The following is a 21711-nucleotide window of genomic DNA, read 5'->3' as shown; positions in this document are numbered from 1 at the left end:
CCCATATATAAAAATAAATTTAAAATTTATAATTTGATGAAAAATTAATTTTTTAATATATATTTTTAATATATAACAGGTATTTATCATTATAATAAAAAAAAGGATTGAAATATAATAGTAAATAAAATAATTTAATTTATTAAAATTACAAAAATATCAAATATTAGAGTTTATTTTTTTATATTCGGTGTTTAACTTTTTTCAAAGGTTAAAATAAAAAGTATTAATATTTTTAAGATCTTAATTTTATGAAGTTTTTTTAATTTTTTAAATTTAAAAAAGAATATAGGAGTTTTTTGGATTAAATATATGTTATTAATTGATACTCATACACACTTAAATTTAAATGATTATGAAAAAGATTTAAACGAAGTTATAGATAAAGCCCATAATAATGGGATTAAATATTTTATTGTTCCAGGATTAAACGCTCAAACTAATGCAAAAGCTTTTCAGTTGGCTTTAGAATACGAATGTATTAAAATTGCAGTGGGTATACATCCATGCTATTGGCAAAATGAAGATCCTATGACCATTCAACAATATTTAAGATTGCCACAAGTTGTAGCAGTAGGAGAAATCGGTATTGATTTATATAGAGATAAAACTTCTTTACATATTCAAAAAAAAAATTTACAAATTCAATTAGATTTAGCTCTTAAATATAATTTACCTGTTATTTTGCATGCTCGAGAAGCTTTTGAAGAAGTTTATCAAGTTTTATTGCCTTATCGAAATAAACTTAAAGGAGTTTTTCATTGTTTAGTAAATAATTTAGAAGAGGCTCAAAAGGCTGTCGAATTAGGATTTTATATAGGTATTGGTGGCATTGTTACTTATAATAATGTTTTAGTAGCTCACGAAGTAGCTTGTAAAATACCTTTAGATAAAATATTATTAGAAACTGATTCTCCTTTTTTAACACCTTTTCCTTTGAAAAAAACAAAACGTAATGAACCTGCTTATTTAAGTATTATTGCTGAAAAGATTGCTTATTTACGACAAATAAGTTTATCCGATGTTATTAAGCAAACTACTAAGAATGCTAAAAATCTTTTTTTAATTGATAAATTATAATTTTAAATTCGATATAATTTTTTCATTTAAATTTAATTTAGAAAGATAAGGATAATGAATTTTATATGTTAGATAATTCGAGTAAATTGATAGATATTAAACAAGATTCTATATCTTGGCATGAACATAGAAATAATTATATTAATGCTTCTGAGGTAGCGGCTATTATGGGTTTAAATCCTTTCGAAAGTGTTAAGTTATTATTTAAAAGAAAATTATTTAAAGAGAAAATAGAAGTTAATGAAGCTATGCGTCGTGGACGCCGTTTGGAACCTGAAGCTAGATTTTTTTTTAATTCAGTTTTTCAAATGGATTTTGTTCCTGCTGTTTTTGTGAAACAATTCATGTCTGCTTCTTTAGATGGTTGGAATTCAGATTCCCGAAGTATTTTAGAAATTAAATGTCCTATTTCCTGCGATACTTCTTCTTGGAAAGATTTTTTTTTGAATGATAAAATACCCAAATTTTATTATGCACAAATTCAAGCTCAACTTTATTGTTCTAATGCTGATAAAGCTTTTTTTTTAGTTTATTATACTTATCAACATTCTAAAGTGCAGGAAGTGTATAGAGATTCAGAATTTATTGATAAAATGTATACTAAATGTTTTGATTTTTATAAATTATTTACCGAAGCTAAACAAATTTTACAACAATTAGGTGATCTAAAAAAAGTGAAGGAATTTATTTAAAAGTTATAAAAAATTAAAAATATAATTTTGTTATTTTAATTATAATTTTGAGATTATTTTTTTAATTTATTTATATTTGGTAATAAAAAATTTATTATTTTTCGGCAAATTTATTTTTAGTTTTATTATGAAACAAAATATAATGATTAGAAAACTTAATAATAATAAATATTTATCTTGTGGTCTGGGATATGCATAAATTTCATTCCAAGCATCATTAATTTGTTTTTTGGTTTGAACATTATATTTATATATATTATCTTTGTTATTGATATTTATTTTTAAGATATCATTGTTTTCATTAATATTTTCGTAGGGAGAGTCATATCCCACAAATAAAGCGTTTTGTTTAAGATTACTATTTTTTAATAAAAAATTGATAAAATCATAAGCTCCGATTGTATTACTTCCTTTAGGTAATACTAAGCTATCTACCCAAATATTTGTTTGATAAATATTATTTTCTTGATCATTAAAATCATAGTATTCAAGATTAGGATTTTGTTGCATTAGATATCTAGCATCACCAGAATAAGTAACAGCTATGTCATAACGTTCTTGATTAGTTATACGCATATTATCTAAAATTTGATCTGTAACAAAAAATAAATTTTTATTTTTTTGTTTTAAAGTTAGTAACCATTCTTTAGCTTTAATAATTTCTGTTGTATTGGCTTGGCTGATGTCACCTTTGGTTGCTTTTAATCCTATAAATATGCCTTCAAAAGGATTATTATATAACGCTACTTTATAATTATTATTTTGTAATATTTGGGTCCAATTTTTACTTATTTGTTCGCGACTTATTTTATTTTTGTTGTATAAAAAACCTAATTTTCCCCAAAAATATGGGACAATATATTCTTTTATATTTTGGGGCAATTTATCTTTTTGAATTTTTTTAAAATTGTGAGTTAATTCGGGATAATTTGTTAATTTATCTTTATCTATTTTATGAAGATAATTATCTTTTAATTGTTCTATAGCGTATTCGCTTAAAATAGCGATATCATAGATATCCCCTGTTTTTATTTTATTTATAGCTATTTCATTTGATGAAAAAAAATTTTGTTTAATAATAAAATTTTTTGATTGCTTGTTATAATCAGAAATAATTTTAGGATCAATATATTCCCCCCAATTAAATAATATTATACTTTGTTTAGCAGCATTTCGAGTTATAATTCTATATAAGTTGGTAATAAAAAATATTGATAGAAACAATATTATACTTATTATTTTTTTTCTAGTATTCATATTGATTTTTTTTCACAAAATAACAATGAAACATTATTTTTATTAAAATAAATAAAATTAGTAATGAGGATACAGCGTTAATAGTAGGATTAATAGTGCCTTTTAAACTATATATATAAGCTGAGATATTTTGAAAATCAGAACCTCCTGCAAAATAAGAAATAATAAAATCATCAAAAGATAAAGCAAAAGCTATACTAGCTCCTGCTATGATAGAATTTTTTAATTGAGGTAAAATAATTTTAATTAAAGTTTGATTTGGTGTAGCACCTAAATCATAAGCCGCTTCTATAGTATCTAAATCTAAATTGCAACATTTATTATAAATGGTAATCAAAATATAAGGTACGCTAAAAGATATATGCGATAATAACATACGCCAAAAGCCGTTGTTTAATCTCATAAAACTAAATAAAATAAACAAAGATAAAGCATTTATTATTTCGGGTATAATGATAGGGAATTGATTTATAGATAAAATAATTTTTTGCCATTTTTTGTTATAATTCATTAAAGAAATAGCTGCTAAAGTTCCGATTACAGTTGATATAATAGTGGATAGAAAGGCTATTTCTAAAGTTACTATTATAGCTTTTTTTACTGATTCATCTTGTATTATTTTGTGATACCATTTAAAACCAAATTTGTTGAAATGTATTAATGAAGCTATTCTGCCTTCATTTTCGTTAAAAGAAAAAATTATTAAAGAGATAATAGGGAGATAAATAAAAATTAACATAATCGTTAAATATATATATAACAAATTCTTTTTGACATTTATTTTCACAATTATTATTTTCCTTCTTTAGCATATTTGTAGTATTGATTTTTAGGACAAAGTTTTAAGATTATTAACATCAAAATTGTTAAGTTAATAGCTATAACACAAGCGCTTTTAGTTTCATCATTTAAAAATATTTTATTTTCTATTAATTCGCTTATTACCATGACATTTGTAGGTCCTAAATATTTCGGAACAATAATATTAGTGACTATTTGTAATAAAATTAAAATGGTTCCTTCAATAATACCAGGCAATGATAAAGGAAATATAATTTTTTTAAATACTTGTTGTTCATTAGCTCCTAGATCTTGAGCAGCTTCGATCAAACTTTTGTCTATTTTAGAAATATTTAGATAAATAGATAAAAACATATAAGGTAAAAAAAGATATAAAAAACCAATAAACATAGCTATATTAGTTTCTAGTATATTAATGTTTAAGAATTTTTCTGTTAAAGATAAAATTTGCACTAAAGCTTGTGTCTTTAAAATCATATTAATCCAAATAGTACCATTAATTAATAAAATAATTATTGGTTGGATTAAAGGATTTAATTTTGAAACGCCATATGCTAACGGGTAAGTAATAATAATGACCAAAAAAGTAGCTATAACGGAAATAGAAATAGATCTTATAATAATATAAATAAAATTTAAATTAGTATAAAAATTATAATAGTATTTAGTAGTAAAAACCATTTTAATAATTTTGGTATCATCATATTCTTGAATTGAATCAAAACAAATTATTAATATTGGCATTATAATTAATAAAATTATAATAATTAAATATGGCAAAGCTAACCATTTATAAAATTTATTGGATTTATTTTTAATAATATTTTTCATGTTTAATTTTACCATTTTTCCATAATATGAATGTCTTCGGGATTAAAAGATATTCCTATTTGGGCATTTTTTTCAATAAAATCTGTTGTATGAATTAAATAATGTCTATATTTAGTTTTGATAATGACTTCCCAATAAACTCCTTTAAAGGATATAGAATGGACTATTCCCGTAATTAAACCATCTTTATAATTTACAATATCTATATCTTCTGGTCTTATAACTATATCAACAGGTTGATTTTTTCGAAAACCATAATCTATACAACGAAATTCTTTATTATCAAATAAAACTACAAAATCATCTTTCATAATTCCAGAAATTAGATTTGATTCCCCAATAAATTGGGCTATAAATTTGTTGGCAGGTTCATTATAAATATCCTCAGGATTGCCTATTTGTTGAATAGCTCCTTGTTTGATAACTACTATTTTATCACTCATAGTTAAAGCTTCGGATTGATCGTGTGTTACTACTATAAAAGTAATACCGAAAATTTTTTGCATTTCTTTTAATTCGTATTGCATTTCTTGTCTTGATTTTAGGTCTAATGCTGCTAAAGGTTCATCAAATAAAGCTACTTCAGGTTCATTAATTAAAGCTCGAGCAATAGCTACTCGTTGTTGTTGTCCTCCAGATAGTTGGTAAATATTTCTGTTTTCAAATCCTTGTAATCCCACTAATTTCAAATAATGTAAAACTTTGTTTTTGATAAATTCTTCTTTTGTTATTGAGCATAATAATTTTTGATTAAATTGACTTAATAATAGTTGCTGTTGTTTTTTTATAAGTTCTATTTCTTCTTTTAAATCTAGTTTTAATTTTTTGAGGTCAGGATGTTTTTTATAAAATGGCAACAATGAAAATACATAATTTTGGTTTAAATTATTTTGAATTATTTTTATTTTTTGTTTATATTTTTGTTTAATGGAATTAATTTTTTGTTTTGTGGTATTGTTGACATTTTTTATTTTTTGTTTCGTTGTATAATTTAAATCTTTTACTCTTAAGCCGAAAGCTATATTTTCTAAAACATTTAAATGAGGAAAAAGTGAATAATTTTGAAAAACTGTGTTTATTAATCTTTTGTGAGGTGGTACATTTAAAATACTTTTATTTTTGAACAAAATATCACCACTACTGCAAGTATCAAAACCTCCTATAATTTTTAGAATAGTTGTTTTGCCACATCCTGAAGGTCCTAATATAGTTACAAATTCATTTGTTTTAATTTTTAAATTAATATCTTTTAAAATTATTTGATTATTTATAACCTTAGTAATATTTTTTAGTTCTATTAAATCGGTCATATATTTTTTGATTGTACCTCCCTCTCTTTTGACTCTAATAAAAATTAATTATTTGATAAGTTTTTCTGCAAATATTTTAATTATTTATTTGCTAAAATAGCTAAAAAAGCTTGTTGAGGTAATTTAACTTTTCCTAGAGCTCTCATTTTCTTTTTTCCAGCTTTTTGTTTTTCTAATAACTTTTTTTTTCTTGTATGATCTCCGCCATAACATTTATCTGTAACATTTTTTCTTAAAGCTTTTATATTTTCTCTAGTTATAATTTTTTTGCCAAGAGCTGCTTGAATTGTAATTTCAAACATTTGTTTCGGTATCAATTCTTTTAATTTATTGCAAATTAGTTTGCCTTTAGTATAAGCGAAATCTTCATGAACTACCAAAGATAACGCATCAACTATTTCAGAATTTAATAAAATATCCATTTTTTTTAATTTACTTGGATAGTAATTTTCCATTTGATAATCAAAAGAAGCATATCCTTGGGTTGCAGATTTTAATTGATCGAAATAATCGTAAATAATTTCTCCAAAAGGTAATAAATATGTTAATATTGTATTTTGATTTTCTAAATATTTGATATTTTGTAAAATTCCTCTTTTATTTTGTGTTAATTTCATTACTGAACCTATGTATTTTTCGGGACATGTTATAAAAGCTTTTATGAAAGGTTCTTCTATTTTTTCAATAGCTTGATTTTGAGGCCATTTTTGCAGGTTATCTATAATAATTTTTTGGTTTTGTTTGGTATAAACATGGAAAATAACTGAAGGAGCAGTGATAATAACTTCTATTTTAAATTCACGAGTAATTCTTTCTTTAATAATATCCATATGTAATAAACCTAAGCAACCAATACGAAATCCCATGCCTAAAATATTAGAATTAGATTTTTCGTAAATTAAGGATGAGTCGTTTAATTTTAATTTTTGTAATGCTTCTTGAAGATTAATGTATTGTTTGCTTTCAGCAGGATAAAAACCGCAAAAAACTACAGGATTAATTACTTTATATCCTGGTAATGCATGAATTTGAAGATTTTTGTTTAAAGTAATGGTATCACCGATTTTTACATCGTCAATATTTTTAATAAAAGCAGTTAAGTAACCTACATCTCCTGTAGTTAAAAAGGGTTGTATAACAGGATTAGGTCGAAAAGTGCCTACTTCCATAACATCATAAACAGCTTTACTTTTAATAAAACGTATACGATCTCCCTTTTTAAGGGTTCCATTTATAATTCTGATATGAGGTATTACTCCTTTATAATTATTAAATTTTGAATCAAAAATTAAAGCTTGTAAAGGTGATTGGGGATCTCCTTTGGGACAGGGAATATTTTTTATAATTTTCTCCAAAACATCTTTAATTCCCGCACCTGTTTTTCCGCTCGCTAATATAATGGAATTGATATCGATTTTTAGAAGATTTTTAATTTCTTGTTGAATTTTAGGTATATTAGCATTTGGTGCATCTATTTTATTTATGACGGGTATAATTATAAGTTTATTTTCTAAAGCTAATTTTAGATTTGATATGGTTTGAGATTGTATTCCTTGAGTAGCATCTACTACTAATAATGCTCCTTCGCATGCTGCTAAGGAACGTGAAACTTCATATCTAAAATCGCTGTGACCTGGTGTGTCAATTAAATGCATAATATATTCTTTTTTTTGTAAACTATGATATTTTATTTGAATAGCATTTAATTTAATGGTTATTCCTCTTTCTTGTTCTAAAGCCATAGAATCTAAAAATTGAGGTTTCATTTCGTGTTTTAGAACAGTATTGGTTATTTCTAAAATTCTATCAGCTAAAGTAGATTTGCCATGATCTATATGTGCAATAATAGAAAAATTTCTTATTTGTTTTTGTCTTTGTTTGATTTTATCAAAATCCATTTTTTATACAATCGACTTTCCTTATCATATCATTTATCTAAAATTCTATCAGCTAAAGTAGATTTGCCATGATCTATATGTGCAATAATAGAAAAATTTCTTATTTGTTTTTGTCTTTGTTGGATTTTATCAAAATCCATTTTTTATACAATTGACTTTCCTTATCATATCATTTATATAATCGTTAAAATTCTGTTAAAGTATTAGTGTATAAATTATGTATTTATTATTATATAATAAAAAACATTTTATGTAGATAAATGGGATTTTAAATATTTTATTAATTTACTTTAATTTGTATTGTTTTTGTTTTTGTTTTGCTTTACTAAGAATAGATAATTAAGATATCTGCTTTTAGTAATTAAACCTTTTTGATAATTTTCTATTATTTTACATTTTTTTTCTTCAATATGTAAACAATTATTTCCAAAAAAACATTGTTCAGATATAGAATTGAAATCTGGATAGAAATTTTTAATTTCATTAGTTTTTAAATTAGATAGTGTTAATTTGGAAAAGCCAGGTGTATCAGCTAAATAACCTTGATGACATATATATAATTGTGAGCTTGTCGTTGTATGTTTACCTTTAAACGAACGAATAGAAATCGGTTGAGTTTTTACTTTAAGAGAAGTTAAATTATTAAATAAAGTTGATTTACCTACACCAGTTTGTCCCGCCATAATAGTTATTTTATTTTTTAATTGTTCAATTATATAAGTTATATTATTTTTTTGTTTAGCGTTAATATATATTACAGAATACCATTTTTCGTAATATGAAAGTTGATTTTTTATATATTGGAATTGTTCTTGATTTATTAAATCTTTTTTAGTGAAAATCAATATTATTTTAATGTTTAATCTTTGTAGAATTATTAAAAATTTATCTAATAACTTAAAATCTATTTTAGGTTCTGTAAGAGAAAATATTAATAGTACTTGATCAATATTTACTATATGAGGTCTTTCTAATTCATTTTTACGAGTTTGTATATTTATAATAAAAAAATTATTATATTTGAATTCATATTCTACTATATCTCCTATTTTGATAGGACAATGGTATAGCGATTTAGTTGTTATATTTTTTTGATTAAAATCTTTTATTTTGCCTTTAGGTTGAGCAATTATGGTTTTTTTTTGTGATAAATCGAGAATAACATATTTATTGATTAAATTTTTAACAACAATTCCTTTATACAATATAAGGCTCCTTTTATGATGATATATAGTATTTTTTTATCTTATTTTTGCTTGAAATTTATTTTTTAAATTATTTTCTATTTGATGGATAATTTGTTCTATTGTAATTTTATTTAAGTTATTATTGATATTTTCAAATGTTAAACGAAAAGATAAAGAGTAATATTCTTGATTTGTATTTGGGGTATTAGATTTTGGCATATATACATCTAACAATTCACATTTTCTTAAAATTTTTTGAAAATCTTTTGTTAAGATTTTGAATATTTGTTTAAAATTAAATTTTTTATTTATCCAAAAGCTTAAATCTCGAGTTATATAAGGTAATTTATTAATTTTATTCACAATTATATTATTATTAAAAGATTGTTTTAAAATTAGATCTAGATTAATTTCAGCTATAAAACTTTGGTTTAAATTATTTATTAAAGTTAATTTTGGATGTATTTCCCCTATAAAACCAATATTTTTTTTATTCATTTGAATATTGGCTTGTGCTCCTGGATGTAAATTCAAATATTTTTTGGTCACTGAGAACGATAAATTAATATTTAAAAAATGAGCTATTCTTTCTAAAAATCCTTTTAAAATAAAGAAAGAACTTTCTATATTTTGTTTTAACCAGTAATTTTTTATTAAATGACCGCTAATACCTAAAGATAAATGTAAAATCTCTTGGTTTTTGTAAAATACATGTGATATTTCAAAAAAAGCATTATTTATATTTTTATGTTTATGATTAAATTCTAAAACTTCTAACATACTTCCACTTAAGGCTTGTCTAAGAATTGTTCTTTCTTCATTAATAGGATTTATAACTGATAAATAATTTTGATTCTGATGAAATAAGTTAAAAATTTTTTGATTAATAAGTTTGTATGTTTTAATTTCATAAAATCCCAAGTTAGCTAAAAATTTTTTTAATTTAATTAAATTTTTTGCACATGTGTTATGTTCTGTAAAATGATTAATAGCCGATTGTTTTGTTTTATTATTAAAACCTTTTAATCTAACTAAATCTGCTATTATGTCTTCAGGAGTCATAATATCATAACGTCTTTCAGGAGCTTGTGCCATAAAATTTTGAGAAGGTTTAGATATAAAATCTACTTTATAATTTAATTTATTTAATATATTGATGATTTTATTAGAAGATAATTTTAAACCTATTTTTTTATTAATTTCTTTTAATGAAATTCTTATTTTCGGATTATTATGTTGTTTTATTTTTTGAGATGAAATTTTTTTATATACTTTTCCATAAGTTAATTTTTGTATTAAATATGTGGCTTGGTTTAAGGCTTTTTGAATCAAATTTTGATCAATTCCTTTGGTTAATAATAAAGTTTGAGGATTATTTATTTGATGATATTTAGCTATTTTTGAGATGATTTCTATGTTCCAATAACTACTTGTAATAATAATGTTTTGAGTTTTATTTGTAATTTCATAATCTAGATTGTTTAAAATATTACTCAAAGAGATAACGTTATTATTATTAGCAATTACTATGTCTTGTTGATGTCTTAAAAAATATGTTTTGTTTAGATGGCAAATTTTTTCGTTGGGTTTAGCATTTCTTATTTCGATTTGTTCGTGGGTTAATTTTTCGGCATCAAAAACATTTAATGGTATTCCGTATTCTATCATTATTAAATTAATAATATCCATAATGTTATTAATAGGTTCTATTTGGTTTGTTATTAATAAATTACGTAACCATAAAGGGCTAGGTTTTACTATCAAATTTGTTATATATCTTAAACTATATTCATAACAATTATCGTTTTTGATATGAATAATGAAAGGATTTATTTTATCTAATTCGCGAGGGTTATCATGGAGATTTTGAAAATGAATTAATTGTGGGTTAGATGAGTTTAATACAGCATTGAGATCTTTAGCAAATCCTATATGCGATAAAAGATCTACTCTATTAGGAGTTAATGCTAAGGTGATAACTGAACCTTTTAAATTTAAATATGTTAAAGCGCATTTTCCTATAGGAGCTTGTTCATCTAAATATAATATTTCAGTTTTTTCTGATTCTATTAAATGTTTATGAGATAATTGTAAATCTTTAGCTGAAATTATTTTTTTGTTGTAAATATTTTTATCATAAATATCTGGATTTTGGTTGTTATCAAAGTTAGAAATAATATTTTGTAATTTTGACTCTATTAAAACAATAATTTTTTGATTTATTACAAGATTATCAAAATTAATAATTTGATTTTTATCAATAAATATTATATTTTTGCCAATATCTATTGTAATTATTTGGTTTATAATTTTAATAATTTTTCCGATAATATATTTTTGGTTATTCTTGAGTGTTAATTGAGGATGAATTATTTCTATTTTTTCTACTTCTGTTATATGATTATTAATTAGAAATTTTAAGTTTTTAGGAATAGGTTGGGATAAATATTTTTTTAAAATGTTTTCGTTGATAATCATTATATTTTCTCTTTTTTAATTATTTTTTATATATAAATCTTGAATAAAAGATTTCATTATATATCAATTTAATAATGAAAATTGTTTTAAAAATCTTGAATCATTATTATAAAAATCTCGAATATCTTCTATTTTATATTTTAACATAGCTATACGTTCAATACCCATGCCAAAAGCAAATCCTTGATATTTATTAGGATCAAAACCACCTTGTTTTAATATATTTGGATGTATTAATCCTGCTCCCATAATTTCAAGGTATATTTCTTCTTTATTTTTTTTGGTCAGAATTAAATCTACTTCTAAACTTGGATTGGTAAAAGGGAAATAAGATGGCCGAAAAAATATTTTTTGTTTTTTTCCGAAAATATGTTTTATTAATAAGGTAATAGTAGTTTTTAAATTTTCCAAATTAGCTGTGTAATCTATTACAAAACCATCTAATTGAGTGAATTGATGACTATGAGTCGCATCATCTTTATCTCTACGATAAACATTTCCTGATGAAATTATTTTTAAAGGTTTATTGGGGTATTGTAACATAGCTTTAATTTGCATTGAAGATACATGAGTTCTTAAAAGTTTTTCTTGTGTTTGATCTAAATAAAAAGAATCTTGCATATCTCTAGCTGGATGATTTTTACTTATATTCATAAGTTCAAAGTTATATAAATCTGTTTCGATTTCTTGGTTTTCATAAATGTTATAACCCATTTTTAAAAAAAAATTTTCTAATTCTTCACTTATTGTTGTTATAGGGTGTAAGCTTCCTGTTGGAAAAAAAAAACCGGGCAAAGTAATATCGATTTTTTCTTTTTTGATTTGGTTTTGTAATTGTTTGTTTTCAATTTTTATTTTATTATTTTGATAAACAAAGATAGAATTTTTTTTTAATTCATTTATTTTTTGGCCTAATTCTTTTTTTGTTTTTAAATCACATTTTTTAATATATTTAAATATTTCTGCAAAATATTTATTAAATCGATTATATTGGATATCTAATTGATGTAAAGAATTTATTTTGTTTAATTCTTGAATTTTTAATTTAATTTCTTGTTTTAATTTGAATATTTTTTTTTGTAAATGTTCATTTTTATTATTCATTTTATTAATTTTAATTTCCCTCTTATGCGATAAATATTGAATATTTAATGGAATGGAATTTAATTTGAATTTTAAATAAACATTAAATTAAAATTAAATTTGAAATTTTTTTTAATTTTAATACTTTTTATTTTAAAATTTTAATTTTCATTATATGATATTATAATATTATCATAATTACAAATTTAAATAATTTGATTTTATTATTTTAAGCTTAATATGTGAAATAAAATTTTTTTAAAATTATTTTAGTTTAGGAATGAAAATGTAAATATATGTATATAAATAAGGATATGAAATTAACTTCCAAAATATTAATATTTTGGAAGTTAATTAGGATTTTATGAATATAATTAAAAAAGCTATTTTCATTAAAAGTATTACTAATTTAAAATATCGCCCTTTTCTTAATTTTCCTGAATTTTTATTAATAGGACGCAGTAATGTGGGTAAAAGTTCTTTAATAAATGCTTTAACTCATCATAAAAAATTAGCTTTATTTTCTAAAATTCCAGGTAAAACAATTACATTAAATTATTTTTTAATCAATAATTCTTTTTATTTGATAGATTCTCCTGGTTATGGCTTTTCTAAAAGGAATAAAGCGGAACGCGCGAAACAAATGTTAATGCTTAATCATTTTATTGCTTATAATAATCAACTTAAAATGATTTTTCAGATAATTGATTTTAATATCGGACCCACTTTATTAGATTTACAAATGTGTAAAAATTTTGTTAAATATAAAATTCCTATTGTAATTATTTTAAATAAAAAGGACAAAGTAAAAAAAAATCACTTATTATCTCGTATCAATTTTGTTAAGCAATGCTTTAATAATAATTTTTTTAATATTAAAGATTTTTATTTATGTTCTTGTCGAGACAAATATGGAATTTCAGAAATTATTAGTTTTATGATTAAAAATTTGCATGTATAATAAAAATTATTGTGAAAAATATTAATTTTAATTTTGTTTTACATTTTCAGTTTGTTTGTTAATATTTGTTTTGTAAGTGGTAGAATATTACTACCTATTTATTCTGATTAGGAAATTATAAATGAGAAATTTAAACTATATGAATAATAAATATGATTTTAAAATTATTGAAAAGAATCAATATGTCGATTGGTTAAAATACAAAGAATTACAAAAAAAAAGTAATTTTTCTAATTTGCTGAATTTTACTATTGTAATTCCTCCGCCTAATATTACAGGTAAATTACATTTAGGACATGCTTGGAATAATATTTTGCAAGATAATTTAGTTCGTCGCAAAATGTTAACAGGTTATAATGTTCTTTTTGTGCCTGGTATGGATCATGCCGGAATAGCTACGCAAATTAAAATTAAACAACAATTACAAGAAACAGGTTTTAGTATTAGTGATTTAACTAAAGAGCTTTTTTTGAAATATGCAGATGAATGGCAACAAAAATATATTAAAGATATTCGTCAACAATGGCGAGATCTAGGTCTTTTATTAGATTATGATTATGAACAATTCACTTTAAATCCTTCTATAAGTTCTACTGTTGGGAAAGCTTTTGTATCTTTATATAAAGAAGGTTTGATTTATCGTGATTATAAAATAATTAATTGGGATTCTAGTGCTCAAACTACTTTATCTGATACTGAAATTCATGAACGCGAAATTGCAGGAAAATTATTTTATTTAAAATATTTTTTTATCAATGATGGATGTTTAAGCGATAATTTTATTGTAGTAGCTACTACTCGTCCTGAAACAATTTTCGGAGATCAAGCTATAATGTGTCATCCTGGTGATAAAAGATATCGACATTTTATTGGTAAAAAAGTTTTAGTACCAGGTACCGATTTAATAATACCTATTATTGCTGATAAATATGTCGATATGTCGTTTGGTAGCGGATTATTAAAAGTGACTCCTGCTCATGATTTTGATGATTTTCAATTAGGTCAAAAACATAATTTAAAATCTGTTTTATGTATGAATCCAGATGGATCTATGAATCACTTGGCGAAACAATATCAAGGATTAGATCGTTTTGTGTGTCGAGAAAAATTAATTTTAGATTTAGATAAACAAAATTTTTTATTTAAAGTAGAAGATTATAATCATTCTATTCGTATCGCTAATATATCAGGTATTATTATAGAACCGCGTCTTTCTTTGCAATGGTTTTTGAAAACTAAAGAATTATCTCAGTTAATTTTAAAAAAACATAAAATTAATTTTTTTCCTAAGAGATTTTTAATATTATTTAATCAATGGTTGACTAAAATAGAAGATTGGTGTATTTCTCGTCAATTATGGTGGGGTCATCCTATTCCGGCTTGGTATAATCAGAATAATGAAATTAAAGTTCAAATAGATGATCCGGGTAATGGCTTTGTGCGTGATTCTGATGTTTTGGATACATGGTTTTCGTCTTCTTTGTGGCCTTTATGTGCTTTAGGTTGGCCCGAAAATCAACAATTATTTCAAAAACATTTTCCGATAGATGTTTTAGTTACTGGATATGATATTTTAACTTTTTGGGTAGTTAAAATGGTTTTACAAAGCATATTTTTCGTAAAAAAAATACCTTTTAAAGATGTTTTATTGCATGGTTTAATTAGAGATTCTCATGGTCATAAAATGTCTAAATCTAAAGGTAATGGTCTAAATCCTAAAGATATTATTGATCAATATGGCATAGATTCGTTAAGATGGTGTTTAACGACTAATTCTTCTCCGGGTTTAGATTTTTATTTTGATGTCAATAAAATTATTTCTAGTTGGAAGTTTGCTAATAAATTATGGAATATTGGTTTTTTTATCAAAAATAATCTTAAAATAATGAAAACAGATTTTAGTAAAAACAAATTATTATTGCCAGAAAAATTTTTATTAACTAAATTATCAATATTATTAGAAAAAATAGATGTTTTATATGATAAATATGAATTTAGTGTGATAGGGAAATTAATATATAATTTTGTTTGGGATGAATTTGCTAATTGGGGATTAGAATTTTATAAAATTTGTTGGCAAGATATTAATAAAAATTGTGAATTAATTGCAAATAGTTATAAAGTAATCATTTATATTTGGAAATCAATTTTATTAGTTTTACATCCTTTTATGCCTTTTATTACAGATGCTCTTTATAAAGAATTAGATTTAGGAAATTCAATTATTACAGAAAAATTATCTCCTGTTAGATTTAATGATTTAACATCTTTATCTATCTTTGAAGCTTTAAAAAGATTAATTACTAAAATGCGTCAATTTCGTCAAATTAATTCTTTGAATAAATTATTTTTATTGGAATTATATTTAGAAATTCCTGCAACTTATTTAAATGAATTTCAAATAATATTATTTGAAATTAAAAAATGGTTTAAAGCGTGTGATATACAATTAGGAAAGATTTCTCCTTGCGTTAATAAATATGAACTATTGTTTGCAGATCAAAATATTTTTCTTTTTATCAAAAAAGACATGTTATTAACAATTAATCAAAAATCCAATAATAAAAATGTAAATTCTCAAATTAATCAAATTTTATATGAGTTAAATAGAAGTGAAAATCTTTTGAAGAATGAATCTTTTTTGAATAAAGCTGATAAATGTAAAGTTCAAGAAGAAAAAGAAAAATATACTAAATATTTATTGCAATATCAAAAATTAATGAATAAAAAATAAATTTAATATTTAAGTAAATTTTTAGGTAAATGGTTTTTTATGTTATTGGAGAGTTCTTATTTAAATATTATTTGGTCAATACCTAAACAAGCAAAAGCAAATATTATTATTACTCATGGCTTAGGCGAAAGCTCTTATGATTATTTATTTTTAATTGATTTTTTAGTTAAAAATAATTTTAATGTAATTGCGTATGACGTGAGAGGTCATGGTAAAAGTTTAGGTAAAAGAGGAGATATTAAAAATTTTCATATTTTTTCAGATGATTTAGCAAAATTAGTTCAATACGTGAGACAAATGTATCCTATGAAAGTTTTTTTAATTGGTCATAGTATGGGAGGTATTATTGTTAATAATTATATTACTAAATATAACAATATAGATGGAGCTATTATTAGTTCTGCTCCTAGTAGAGAAATTTCGAATTGTTTATTAAATTATCCTTTTTATGCGTTTAGTTTTTTGCAAAGAAAAAAACTTAATTTTAAATCTTCTAAAATATCACATATTCCTTTAGATATAGATTATCAACCATATCGTTTAGAATCTGTTAGTTATCGTTTATTAAGAAATTTATTAGTTTTAAGTATGCGTTATTTAAAAAAAAATTTTTCTTCTTATGTAACTTCTGTTTTATTGCTGTATAGCATTAAAGATCAAATAATACCTTATCAAAATGGCATTTATCTTTTAGATTCTATTCAATCTAATGATAAACAATTAAAATTATATCAAGAAACATATCATAATTTATTTCATGATATCGAAAAGTTTCAAATTTGTAATGATATTTTAGTTTGGTTAAATAAAAGAATATTATAACTACTAACTGTTTTGATTTTCGAATTTACTATGAGTTATGCGATAGTTAAAACCTATTTCATTATTGATTATCTATTTTCAGAACAAATTTTATTAATTAATTTGTTTAATATTTTAAATTAATGAGGTAAATTTATGAACAAAGAAGATATTATTAAAATTAGTCGTTTATCTTCGAATGAGATTTGGGATTATTTTCAAATGCAAAAATCAGGTTTAACAACAGAAGAAGTTCGAAAAAGACAATTATTATACGGTTTAAATGTTATGAAGCAGAGTAATCATTTTTCTTTTGGTAAACAATTTATTAAGCAATTTTTTTCGATGTTTGCAATTTTATTATGGATTGCCGGTTTTTTAGCTTTTATTATACACGAAAAAGCTATTGGTATAGCTATTATTTTGGTTGTAATTATAAATGGTATTTTTTCTTTTTTTCAAGAATATAAGGCGGAAAAAATTTTATCTTCTTTAAGCGATATGATTCCGAAACAAATTCAGGTTTATAGAGATAATAAAATAGAAATTTTAGATACTCAACAATTAACTATAGGAGATTTAATTTTTTTAGAAATGGGTTCTATTATTCCTGCGGATGTTCGTTTGATAGAAGCTAATAATTTTTTTGTTGATAATTCGACATTGTCAGGAGAAACTATTCCTTTAAATAGGAATGCTGTCGAAAATGATCAAAATGATAATATTTTTGAAATCCCTAATTTAGTTTATGCTGGTACTACAGTAGCTCAAGGAAGTGCTAAAGGTATTGTGTATGCTATCGGTGAAAATACTCAAATAGGAGAAGTAGCCCGATTAGCTCGTGATATTACCAAAAGCACTAGTACTTTAGAGTTAGAAATACATAGAGTAGTTAAAAGAATTAGTTTTTTAGCGTCTTCATTAGCTGTGTTTGTTTGTTTAATTTGCTTCTGGCGTTTTAAATTTCAAGGGGAATTTGGTTGGTTATTAGCATTAAAATCAGCTATTGTAGTAGCATTAGGCATGTTAGTAGCTAATATTCCTGAAGGTTTGTTGCCTACTATTAATTTAAGTTTGGCTCTTGGTACTCAAAGAATGTCAAAACAAAAAGCTCTCATTAAACAGTTATTTTCTGTAGAAACTTTAAGTTCTGCTACAGTAATTTGTACTGATAAAACAGGAACTTTAACAGAAAATCAGATCACTTGTAAAAAATTATTATTTCCTGGAGGTTTTGTTAATATTACTGGCCACGGATTAAAAAAAGAAGGAAAATTTGATAATATTGATGGTGATATTTTAACTCATAATAAAATTATTTCTAAAATATTAATAGCTACTATTATTTGTTCGGAATCTAATTTAATTAATTTGAATGCGGAAAATATTAATATTATCGGTAATCCTACAGAAGCAGCTTTATTAGTCGCAGCTACTAAATATGGTTTAAATATTAGAAATATTCGTGAAAATTTTATTATTGATAAAATTAATCCTTTTAATTCAGAAAATAAAAAAATGAGTGTTTTAGTTCGCAATTTATCTCAAGAATATTATGATATTAATAGTAAATATCTTTTTGTTAAAGGCGCTCCTAATGTTATTTTAAATAGTTGTAATCTTCAGTACAAGAATAATAAAGTTAGTGATTTCAAGGATAATGATAAAGATTATTTTGCGAGTTGTAATGAGGAATTATCTAGTCAAGGTTATCGCATTTTAGCTATTGCTTATAAAAAAATAGAAGAATCTCAACAATTAAATAAAGAAGAAGATATGGTATTTTTAGGTTTTGCAGTTAATTTTGATCCTCCTAAAATAGAAGTTCGTCAAGCTGTAGAAGATTTGTTAAAAGCTGGTTTAAAAATTACGGTTATTACTGGAGATTATGGTCCAACTGCAATTTCAATTGGTAAAAAAGTGGGTTTGATTAAAGATGATAATTTTTTAAATATTGATGGCTCTCAATTGGATAATATGTCGGCTCAAGAATTACAAAAAATTTTAAATACTAAACTTCCAATATTTTTTTCTCGTACTACTCCCAAACATAAATTGAAAATTACTGAAGCATATGTAAAAAATAATGAGATTGTTGGAGTTATTGGTGATGGCGTTAATGATATTTTAGCTATGAAAGCTGCTCATATTGGTATTACCATGGGTAAAGGCACTAAAGATGTTGTTTTAAATGCTGCTGATATGATTTTATTAGATAATAATTTTTCCACCATACCAAAAGCGGTAATAGAATCCAGAGCTATTTATGCTAATATTAAAAAATTTATTAGTTATGTTTTTTGTTCAAATATTCCTCAAATTTTCCCCATTATCTTTATGGCTTTATTTAAAATGCCGCTTTATTTAACTGTTATGCAAATTTTGGCTATAGATTTGATTACAGATTTATTACCTGCTATAGCTTTAGGAGCAGAAGAACCTGAAGAAAATTTATTATCTCAAAAACCTCGAACTTCTAAAGATCATTTATTAGATACTAAATTATTAAAAAGAAGTTATGGTTTTTTAGGTATTGTGGAAGGTATATTAGCTTTAATATTTTTTTTAAATTATGGAGGTTGGTCTGTAATGCATAAGAACATTCCTTTTAAAATGATTGCCCAACAATCTGAGTTTATTTTCGCTTCTACTATGGCTTTTGGTGCGGTTATTTTTTCACAAATAGGTAATGTTTTTGCTTGTCGATCTGATAAATTTTATTTTTGGCAAACTTTTACAAAAAAAAATAATCTTTTATTTGTTGGTATTTTATGTGAATTAATATTATTTATTTTGATTTCTCAAAATGTAATTATTTTAAATAATTTTTTTGGCACTACTTTTATTAATTTTAAACATTATTTATATTTAAGTTTGTGTATTATAATTGTTTTAATTATGGATACTATTTATAAATTTATACATAATATTAAATCGAAGTCATGAGTATTTAAATTATTGATTAATTTTTTAATTTTATATGAAATGAAATAATCTATTTTTTTAATTTTGAAGAATTTAAGTATTTATGTAATTTTATTTAATAAATTAAAAAACAATTTTAATGGAGCATAATTTTGAATGTATAAATTAATTGTAGGATTAGGAAATCCAGGAGTAAATTTTAATTTTACTCCTCATAATGTGGGTTTTATGTTGATTGATTATTTATTCAAAGAGTTTCAAAAATCCTTTTTAATTGAAATCACAAACGATGAATTTAATTTAATTTATCGATTTTATATTGGTAATCAAGGGGTTTTATTGATGAAACCTAAAACTTATATGAATTTATCCGGTTTAGCTGTGAAAAAAATTATAGAAAAATATAAGATTAAATTATCAAATATTTTGATAATTCATGACGAAATTAATTTAAATGTAGGAAAATTTAAAATTAAACAAAATGGCAATTATGGCGGGCATAATGGTATTAAAAATCTTATAGAAGTTTTACAAACACGAAATTTTTTAAAATTAAAGTTAGGTGTAGGTTACAATTCTACTTTGATTTTATCGCAATATGTTTTACAAAAAATGTCCCAAGAAAATATTGATTTAATTAATTCAAATTTTTGTTTTCTTAAAGGATTAATAGAAATGTTTATTAGTACAAATTCTTTAGAATCTTTATTTAAAATGGTTAGTAATTTTAAAAAAAATAATTAAGATTAATTACTTTTTGGTAAATTCATTTTCGGAAATAAAATATTAAATAAATATTGACAATATGGATTTTTTAAATTACAATTATTATGTTACTTTATACTTTTGAAAAAAATAGACCTAAGGTATGTTTTTTGTATCTTTATGTATATTAAGTAAGATCATATAATTGTTAGTTAAAACTACTTCTTTGAAAACTGAAGATGATATTTTATTATTTATTATGATATTTTTATCATAAAAAATTATTAAATATTAACTATATTCCAATAAATAATTTTTATTTATTTGAATGATTTATTACGAAGAGTTTGATCCTGGCTCAGGATGAACGCTGGCGGCGTGCCTAATACATGCAAGTCGAACGGAAACCTTCGGGTTTTAGTGGCGAACGGGTGAGTAACACGTAAGCAACCTACCCTAAAGACGAGGATAACCATTGGAAACAGTGGCTAAGACTGGATAGGAAGAAATAAGGCATCTTATTTCTTTTAAAAGACCTAGTAATAGGTATACTTTAGGAGGGGCTTGCGCCATATTAGTTAGTTGGTAGGGTAATGGCCTACCAAGACGATGATGTGTAGCTGGACTGAGAGGTTGAACAGCCACATTGGGACTGAGACACGGCCCAAACTCCTACGGGAGGCAGCAGTAGGGAATTTTCGGCAATGGAGGAAACTCTGACCGAGCAACGCCGCGTGAACGACGAAGTACTTTGGTATGTAAAGTTCTTTTATCAAGGAAGAAAAGCAAGTGGTGAACCATTTGTTTGCCGGTACTTGATGAATAAGCCCCGGCTAATTATGTGCCAGCAGCCGCGGTAAGACATAAGGGGCAAGTGTTATCCGGAATTATTGGGCGTAAAGGGTGCGTAGGCGGTCTAGTAAGTCAGTGGTGTAATGGCAACGCTCAACGTTGTCCGGCTATTGAAA

15 protein-coding genes, 1 rRNA gene and 1 pseudogene are annotated in these 21711 nt (G+C 23.7%); 8 read left to right on the top strand and 9 right to left on the bottom strand.

Going from position 1 to position 21711, the window contains the following annotated elements; all coding sequences use genetic code 11:
- Positions 1 to 312 precede the first annotated feature (312 nt).
- Positions 313 to 1080: a TatD family hydrolase gene (locus tag OC698_RS01025; RefSeq protein ID WP_304512886.1), complete on the top strand. Its 768-nt coding sequence runs from the start codon at positions 313 to 315 to the stop codon at positions 1078 to 1080.
- 65 nt (positions 1081 to 1145) lie between these two features.
- Positions 1146 to 1772, top strand: coding sequence for a lambda-exonuclease family protein (locus OC698_RS01020; protein WP_304512885.1), 627 nt, complete (start codon positions 1146 to 1148; stop codon positions 1770 to 1772).
- 66 nt (positions 1773 to 1838) lie between these two features.
- On the opposite strand, the gene OC698_RS01015 is transcribed toward OC698_RS01020, so the two are convergent.
- The 9 genes and pseudogenes from OC698_RS01015 to pheS all read right to left on the bottom strand — a co-directional run bounded on the left by OC698_RS01015 (position 1839) and on the right by pheS (position 12638).
- Positions 1839 to 3029: an ABC transporter substrate-binding protein gene (locus OC698_RS01015; RefSeq protein ID WP_304512884.1), complete on the bottom strand. Its 1191-nt coding sequence runs from the start codon at positions 3027 to 3029 to the stop codon at positions 1839 to 1841.
- Positions 3019 to 3816, bottom strand: coding sequence for an ABC transporter permease (locus tag OC698_RS01010; RefSeq protein WP_304512883.1), 798 nt, complete (start codon positions 3814 to 3816; stop codon positions 3019 to 3021). The genes OC698_RS01015 and OC698_RS01010 overlap by 11 nt, the downstream gene beginning before the upstream one ends.
- 5 nt (positions 3817 to 3821) lie before the next feature.
- Entirely contained in the window at positions 3822 to 4676 is an 855-nt protein-coding gene (locus tag OC698_RS01005) for an ABC transporter permease (protein ID WP_304512882.1), read from the bottom strand.
- The gene (locus OC698_RS01000; protein ID WP_304512880.1) at positions 4670 to 5971 is read right to left on the bottom strand and encodes an ABC transporter ATP-binding protein; all 1302 of its coding nucleotides are present in this window, start codon (positions 5969 to 5971) and stop codon (positions 4670 to 4672) included. The genes OC698_RS01005 and OC698_RS01000 overlap by 7 nt, the downstream gene beginning before the upstream one ends.
- An 80-nt stretch (positions 5972 to 6051) precedes the next feature.
- A complete protein-coding gene (gene lepA, locus OC698_RS00995) occupies positions 6052 to 7869 on the bottom strand; it encodes a translation elongation factor 4 (protein ID WP_304512879.1) in 1818 nt (605 codons plus the stop codon).
- A gap of 32 nt (positions 7870 to 7901) precedes the next feature.
- Positions 7902 to 8009: pseudogene (locus tag OC698_RS00990) on the bottom strand (GTP-binding protein); the annotation flags it as partial.
- A gap of 150 nt (positions 8010 to 8159) precedes the next feature.
- Complete coding sequence (rsgA, locus tag OC698_RS00985; RefSeq protein WP_304512877.1) at positions 8160 to 9074, bottom strand: ribosome small subunit-dependent GTPase A; 915 nt, start codon at positions 9072 to 9074, stop codon at positions 8160 to 8162.
- Between the two features lie 36 nt (positions 9075 to 9110).
- Positions 9111 to 11534, bottom strand: coding sequence for a phenylalanine--tRNA ligase subunit beta (gene pheT, locus OC698_RS00980; protein WP_304512876.1), 2424 nt, complete (start codon positions 11532 to 11534; stop codon positions 9111 to 9113).
- 63 nt (positions 11535 to 11597) lie between these two features.
- Positions 11598 to 12638 carry a phenylalanine--tRNA ligase subunit alpha gene (gene pheS, locus OC698_RS00975; RefSeq protein ID WP_304512875.1) on the bottom strand — a complete coding sequence of 347 codons (1041 nt, stop codon included), beginning with the start codon at positions 12636 to 12638 and terminating at the stop codon, positions 11598 to 11600.
- A 343-nt stretch (positions 12639 to 12981) separates the two neighbouring features.
- Between pheS and yihA the strand changes: the two genes are divergently transcribed.
- The 6 genes from yihA to OC698_RS00945 all read left to right on the top strand — a co-directional run.
- Entirely contained in the window at positions 12982 to 13578 is a 597-nt protein-coding gene (gene yihA, locus OC698_RS00970) for a ribosome biogenesis GTP-binding protein YihA/YsxC (protein ID WP_304512874.1), read from the top strand.
- 121 nt (positions 13579 to 13699) lie between these two features.
- Positions 13700 to 16312 carry a valine--tRNA ligase gene (locus OC698_RS00965; protein WP_304512873.1) on the top strand — a complete coding sequence of 871 codons (2613 nt, stop codon included), beginning with the start codon at positions 13700 to 13702 and terminating at the stop codon, positions 16310 to 16312.
- A 39-nt stretch (positions 16313 to 16351) separates the two neighbouring features.
- Positions 16352 to 17134: an alpha/beta fold hydrolase gene (locus OC698_RS00960; protein WP_304512872.1), complete on the top strand. Its 783-nt coding sequence runs from the start codon at positions 16352 to 16354 to the stop codon at positions 17132 to 17134.
- A 135-nt stretch (positions 17135 to 17269) separates the two neighbouring features.
- Positions 17270 to 20059, top strand: coding sequence for a cation-translocating P-type ATPase (locus OC698_RS00955; protein ID WP_304512871.1), 2790 nt, complete (start codon positions 17270 to 17272; stop codon positions 20057 to 20059).
- 135 nt (positions 20060 to 20194) lie between these two features.
- On the top strand, positions 20195 to 20782 hold the full coding sequence (gene pth / locus OC698_RS00950) for an aminoacyl-tRNA hydrolase (RefSeq protein ID WP_304512870.1): 588 nt from the start codon (positions 20195 to 20197) through the stop codon (positions 20780 to 20782).
- 296 nt (positions 20783 to 21078) lie between these two features.
- Positions 21079 to 21711, top strand: a 16S ribosomal RNA gene (locus OC698_RS00945); the annotation flags it as partial.

Origin of the sequence: Candidatus Phytoplasma gossypii, from assembly GCF_030586975.1 — a bacterium.
GTDB classification, from domain to species: Bacteria; Bacillota_I; Bacilli_A; order Acholeplasmatales; family Acholeplasmataceae; genus Phytoplasma; species Phytoplasma citri.
The sequence above is the reverse complement of the archived record's forward strand: the minus strand, read 5'-3'. Positions and strand labels throughout refer to the sequence as shown.

Coding starts and splice junctions, on each gene's coding strand:
- OC698_RS01025 (WP_304512886.1), top strand. CDS start 313: ATGTTATTAATTGATACTCATACACACTTAAATTTAAATGATTATGAA.
- OC698_RS01020 (WP_304512885.1), top strand. CDS start 1,146: ATGTTAGATAATTCGAGTAAATTGATAGATATTAAACAAGATTCTATA.
- OC698_RS01015 (WP_304512884.1), bottom strand. CDS start 3,029: ATGAATACTAGAAAAAAAATAATAAGTATAATATTGTTTCTATCAATA.
- OC698_RS01005 (WP_304512882.1), bottom strand. CDS start 4,676: ATGGTAAAATTAAACATGAAAAATATTATTAAAAATAAATCCAATAAA.
- OC698_RS01000 (WP_304512880.1), bottom strand. CDS start 5,971: ATGACCGATTTAATAGAACTAAAAAATATTACTAAGGTTATAAATAAT.
- lepA (WP_304512879.1), bottom strand. CDS start 7,869: ATGGATTTTGATAAAATCAAACAAAGACAAAAACAAATAAGAAATTTT.
- pheT (WP_304512876.1), bottom strand. CDS start 11,534: ATGATTATCAACGAAAACATTTTAAAAAAATATTTATCCCAACCTATT.
- pheS (WP_304512875.1), bottom strand. CDS start 12,638: ATGAATAATAAAAATGAACATTTACAAAAAAAAATATTCAAATTAAAA.
- yihA (WP_304512874.1), top strand. CDS start 12,982: ATGAATATAATTAAAAAAGCTATTTTCATTAAAAGTATTACTAATTTA.
- OC698_RS00965 (WP_304512873.1), top strand. CDS start 13,700: ATGAGAAATTTAAACTATATGAATAATAAATATGATTTTAAAATTATT.
- OC698_RS00960 (WP_304512872.1), top strand. CDS start 16,352: ATGTTATTGGAGAGTTCTTATTTAAATATTATTTGGTCAATACCTAAA.
- OC698_RS00955 (WP_304512871.1), top strand. CDS start 17,270: ATGAACAAAGAAGATATTATTAAAATTAGTCGTTTATCTTCGAATGAG.
- pth (WP_304512870.1), top strand. CDS start 20,195: ATGTATAAATTAATTGTAGGATTAGGAAATCCAGGAGTAAATTTTAAT.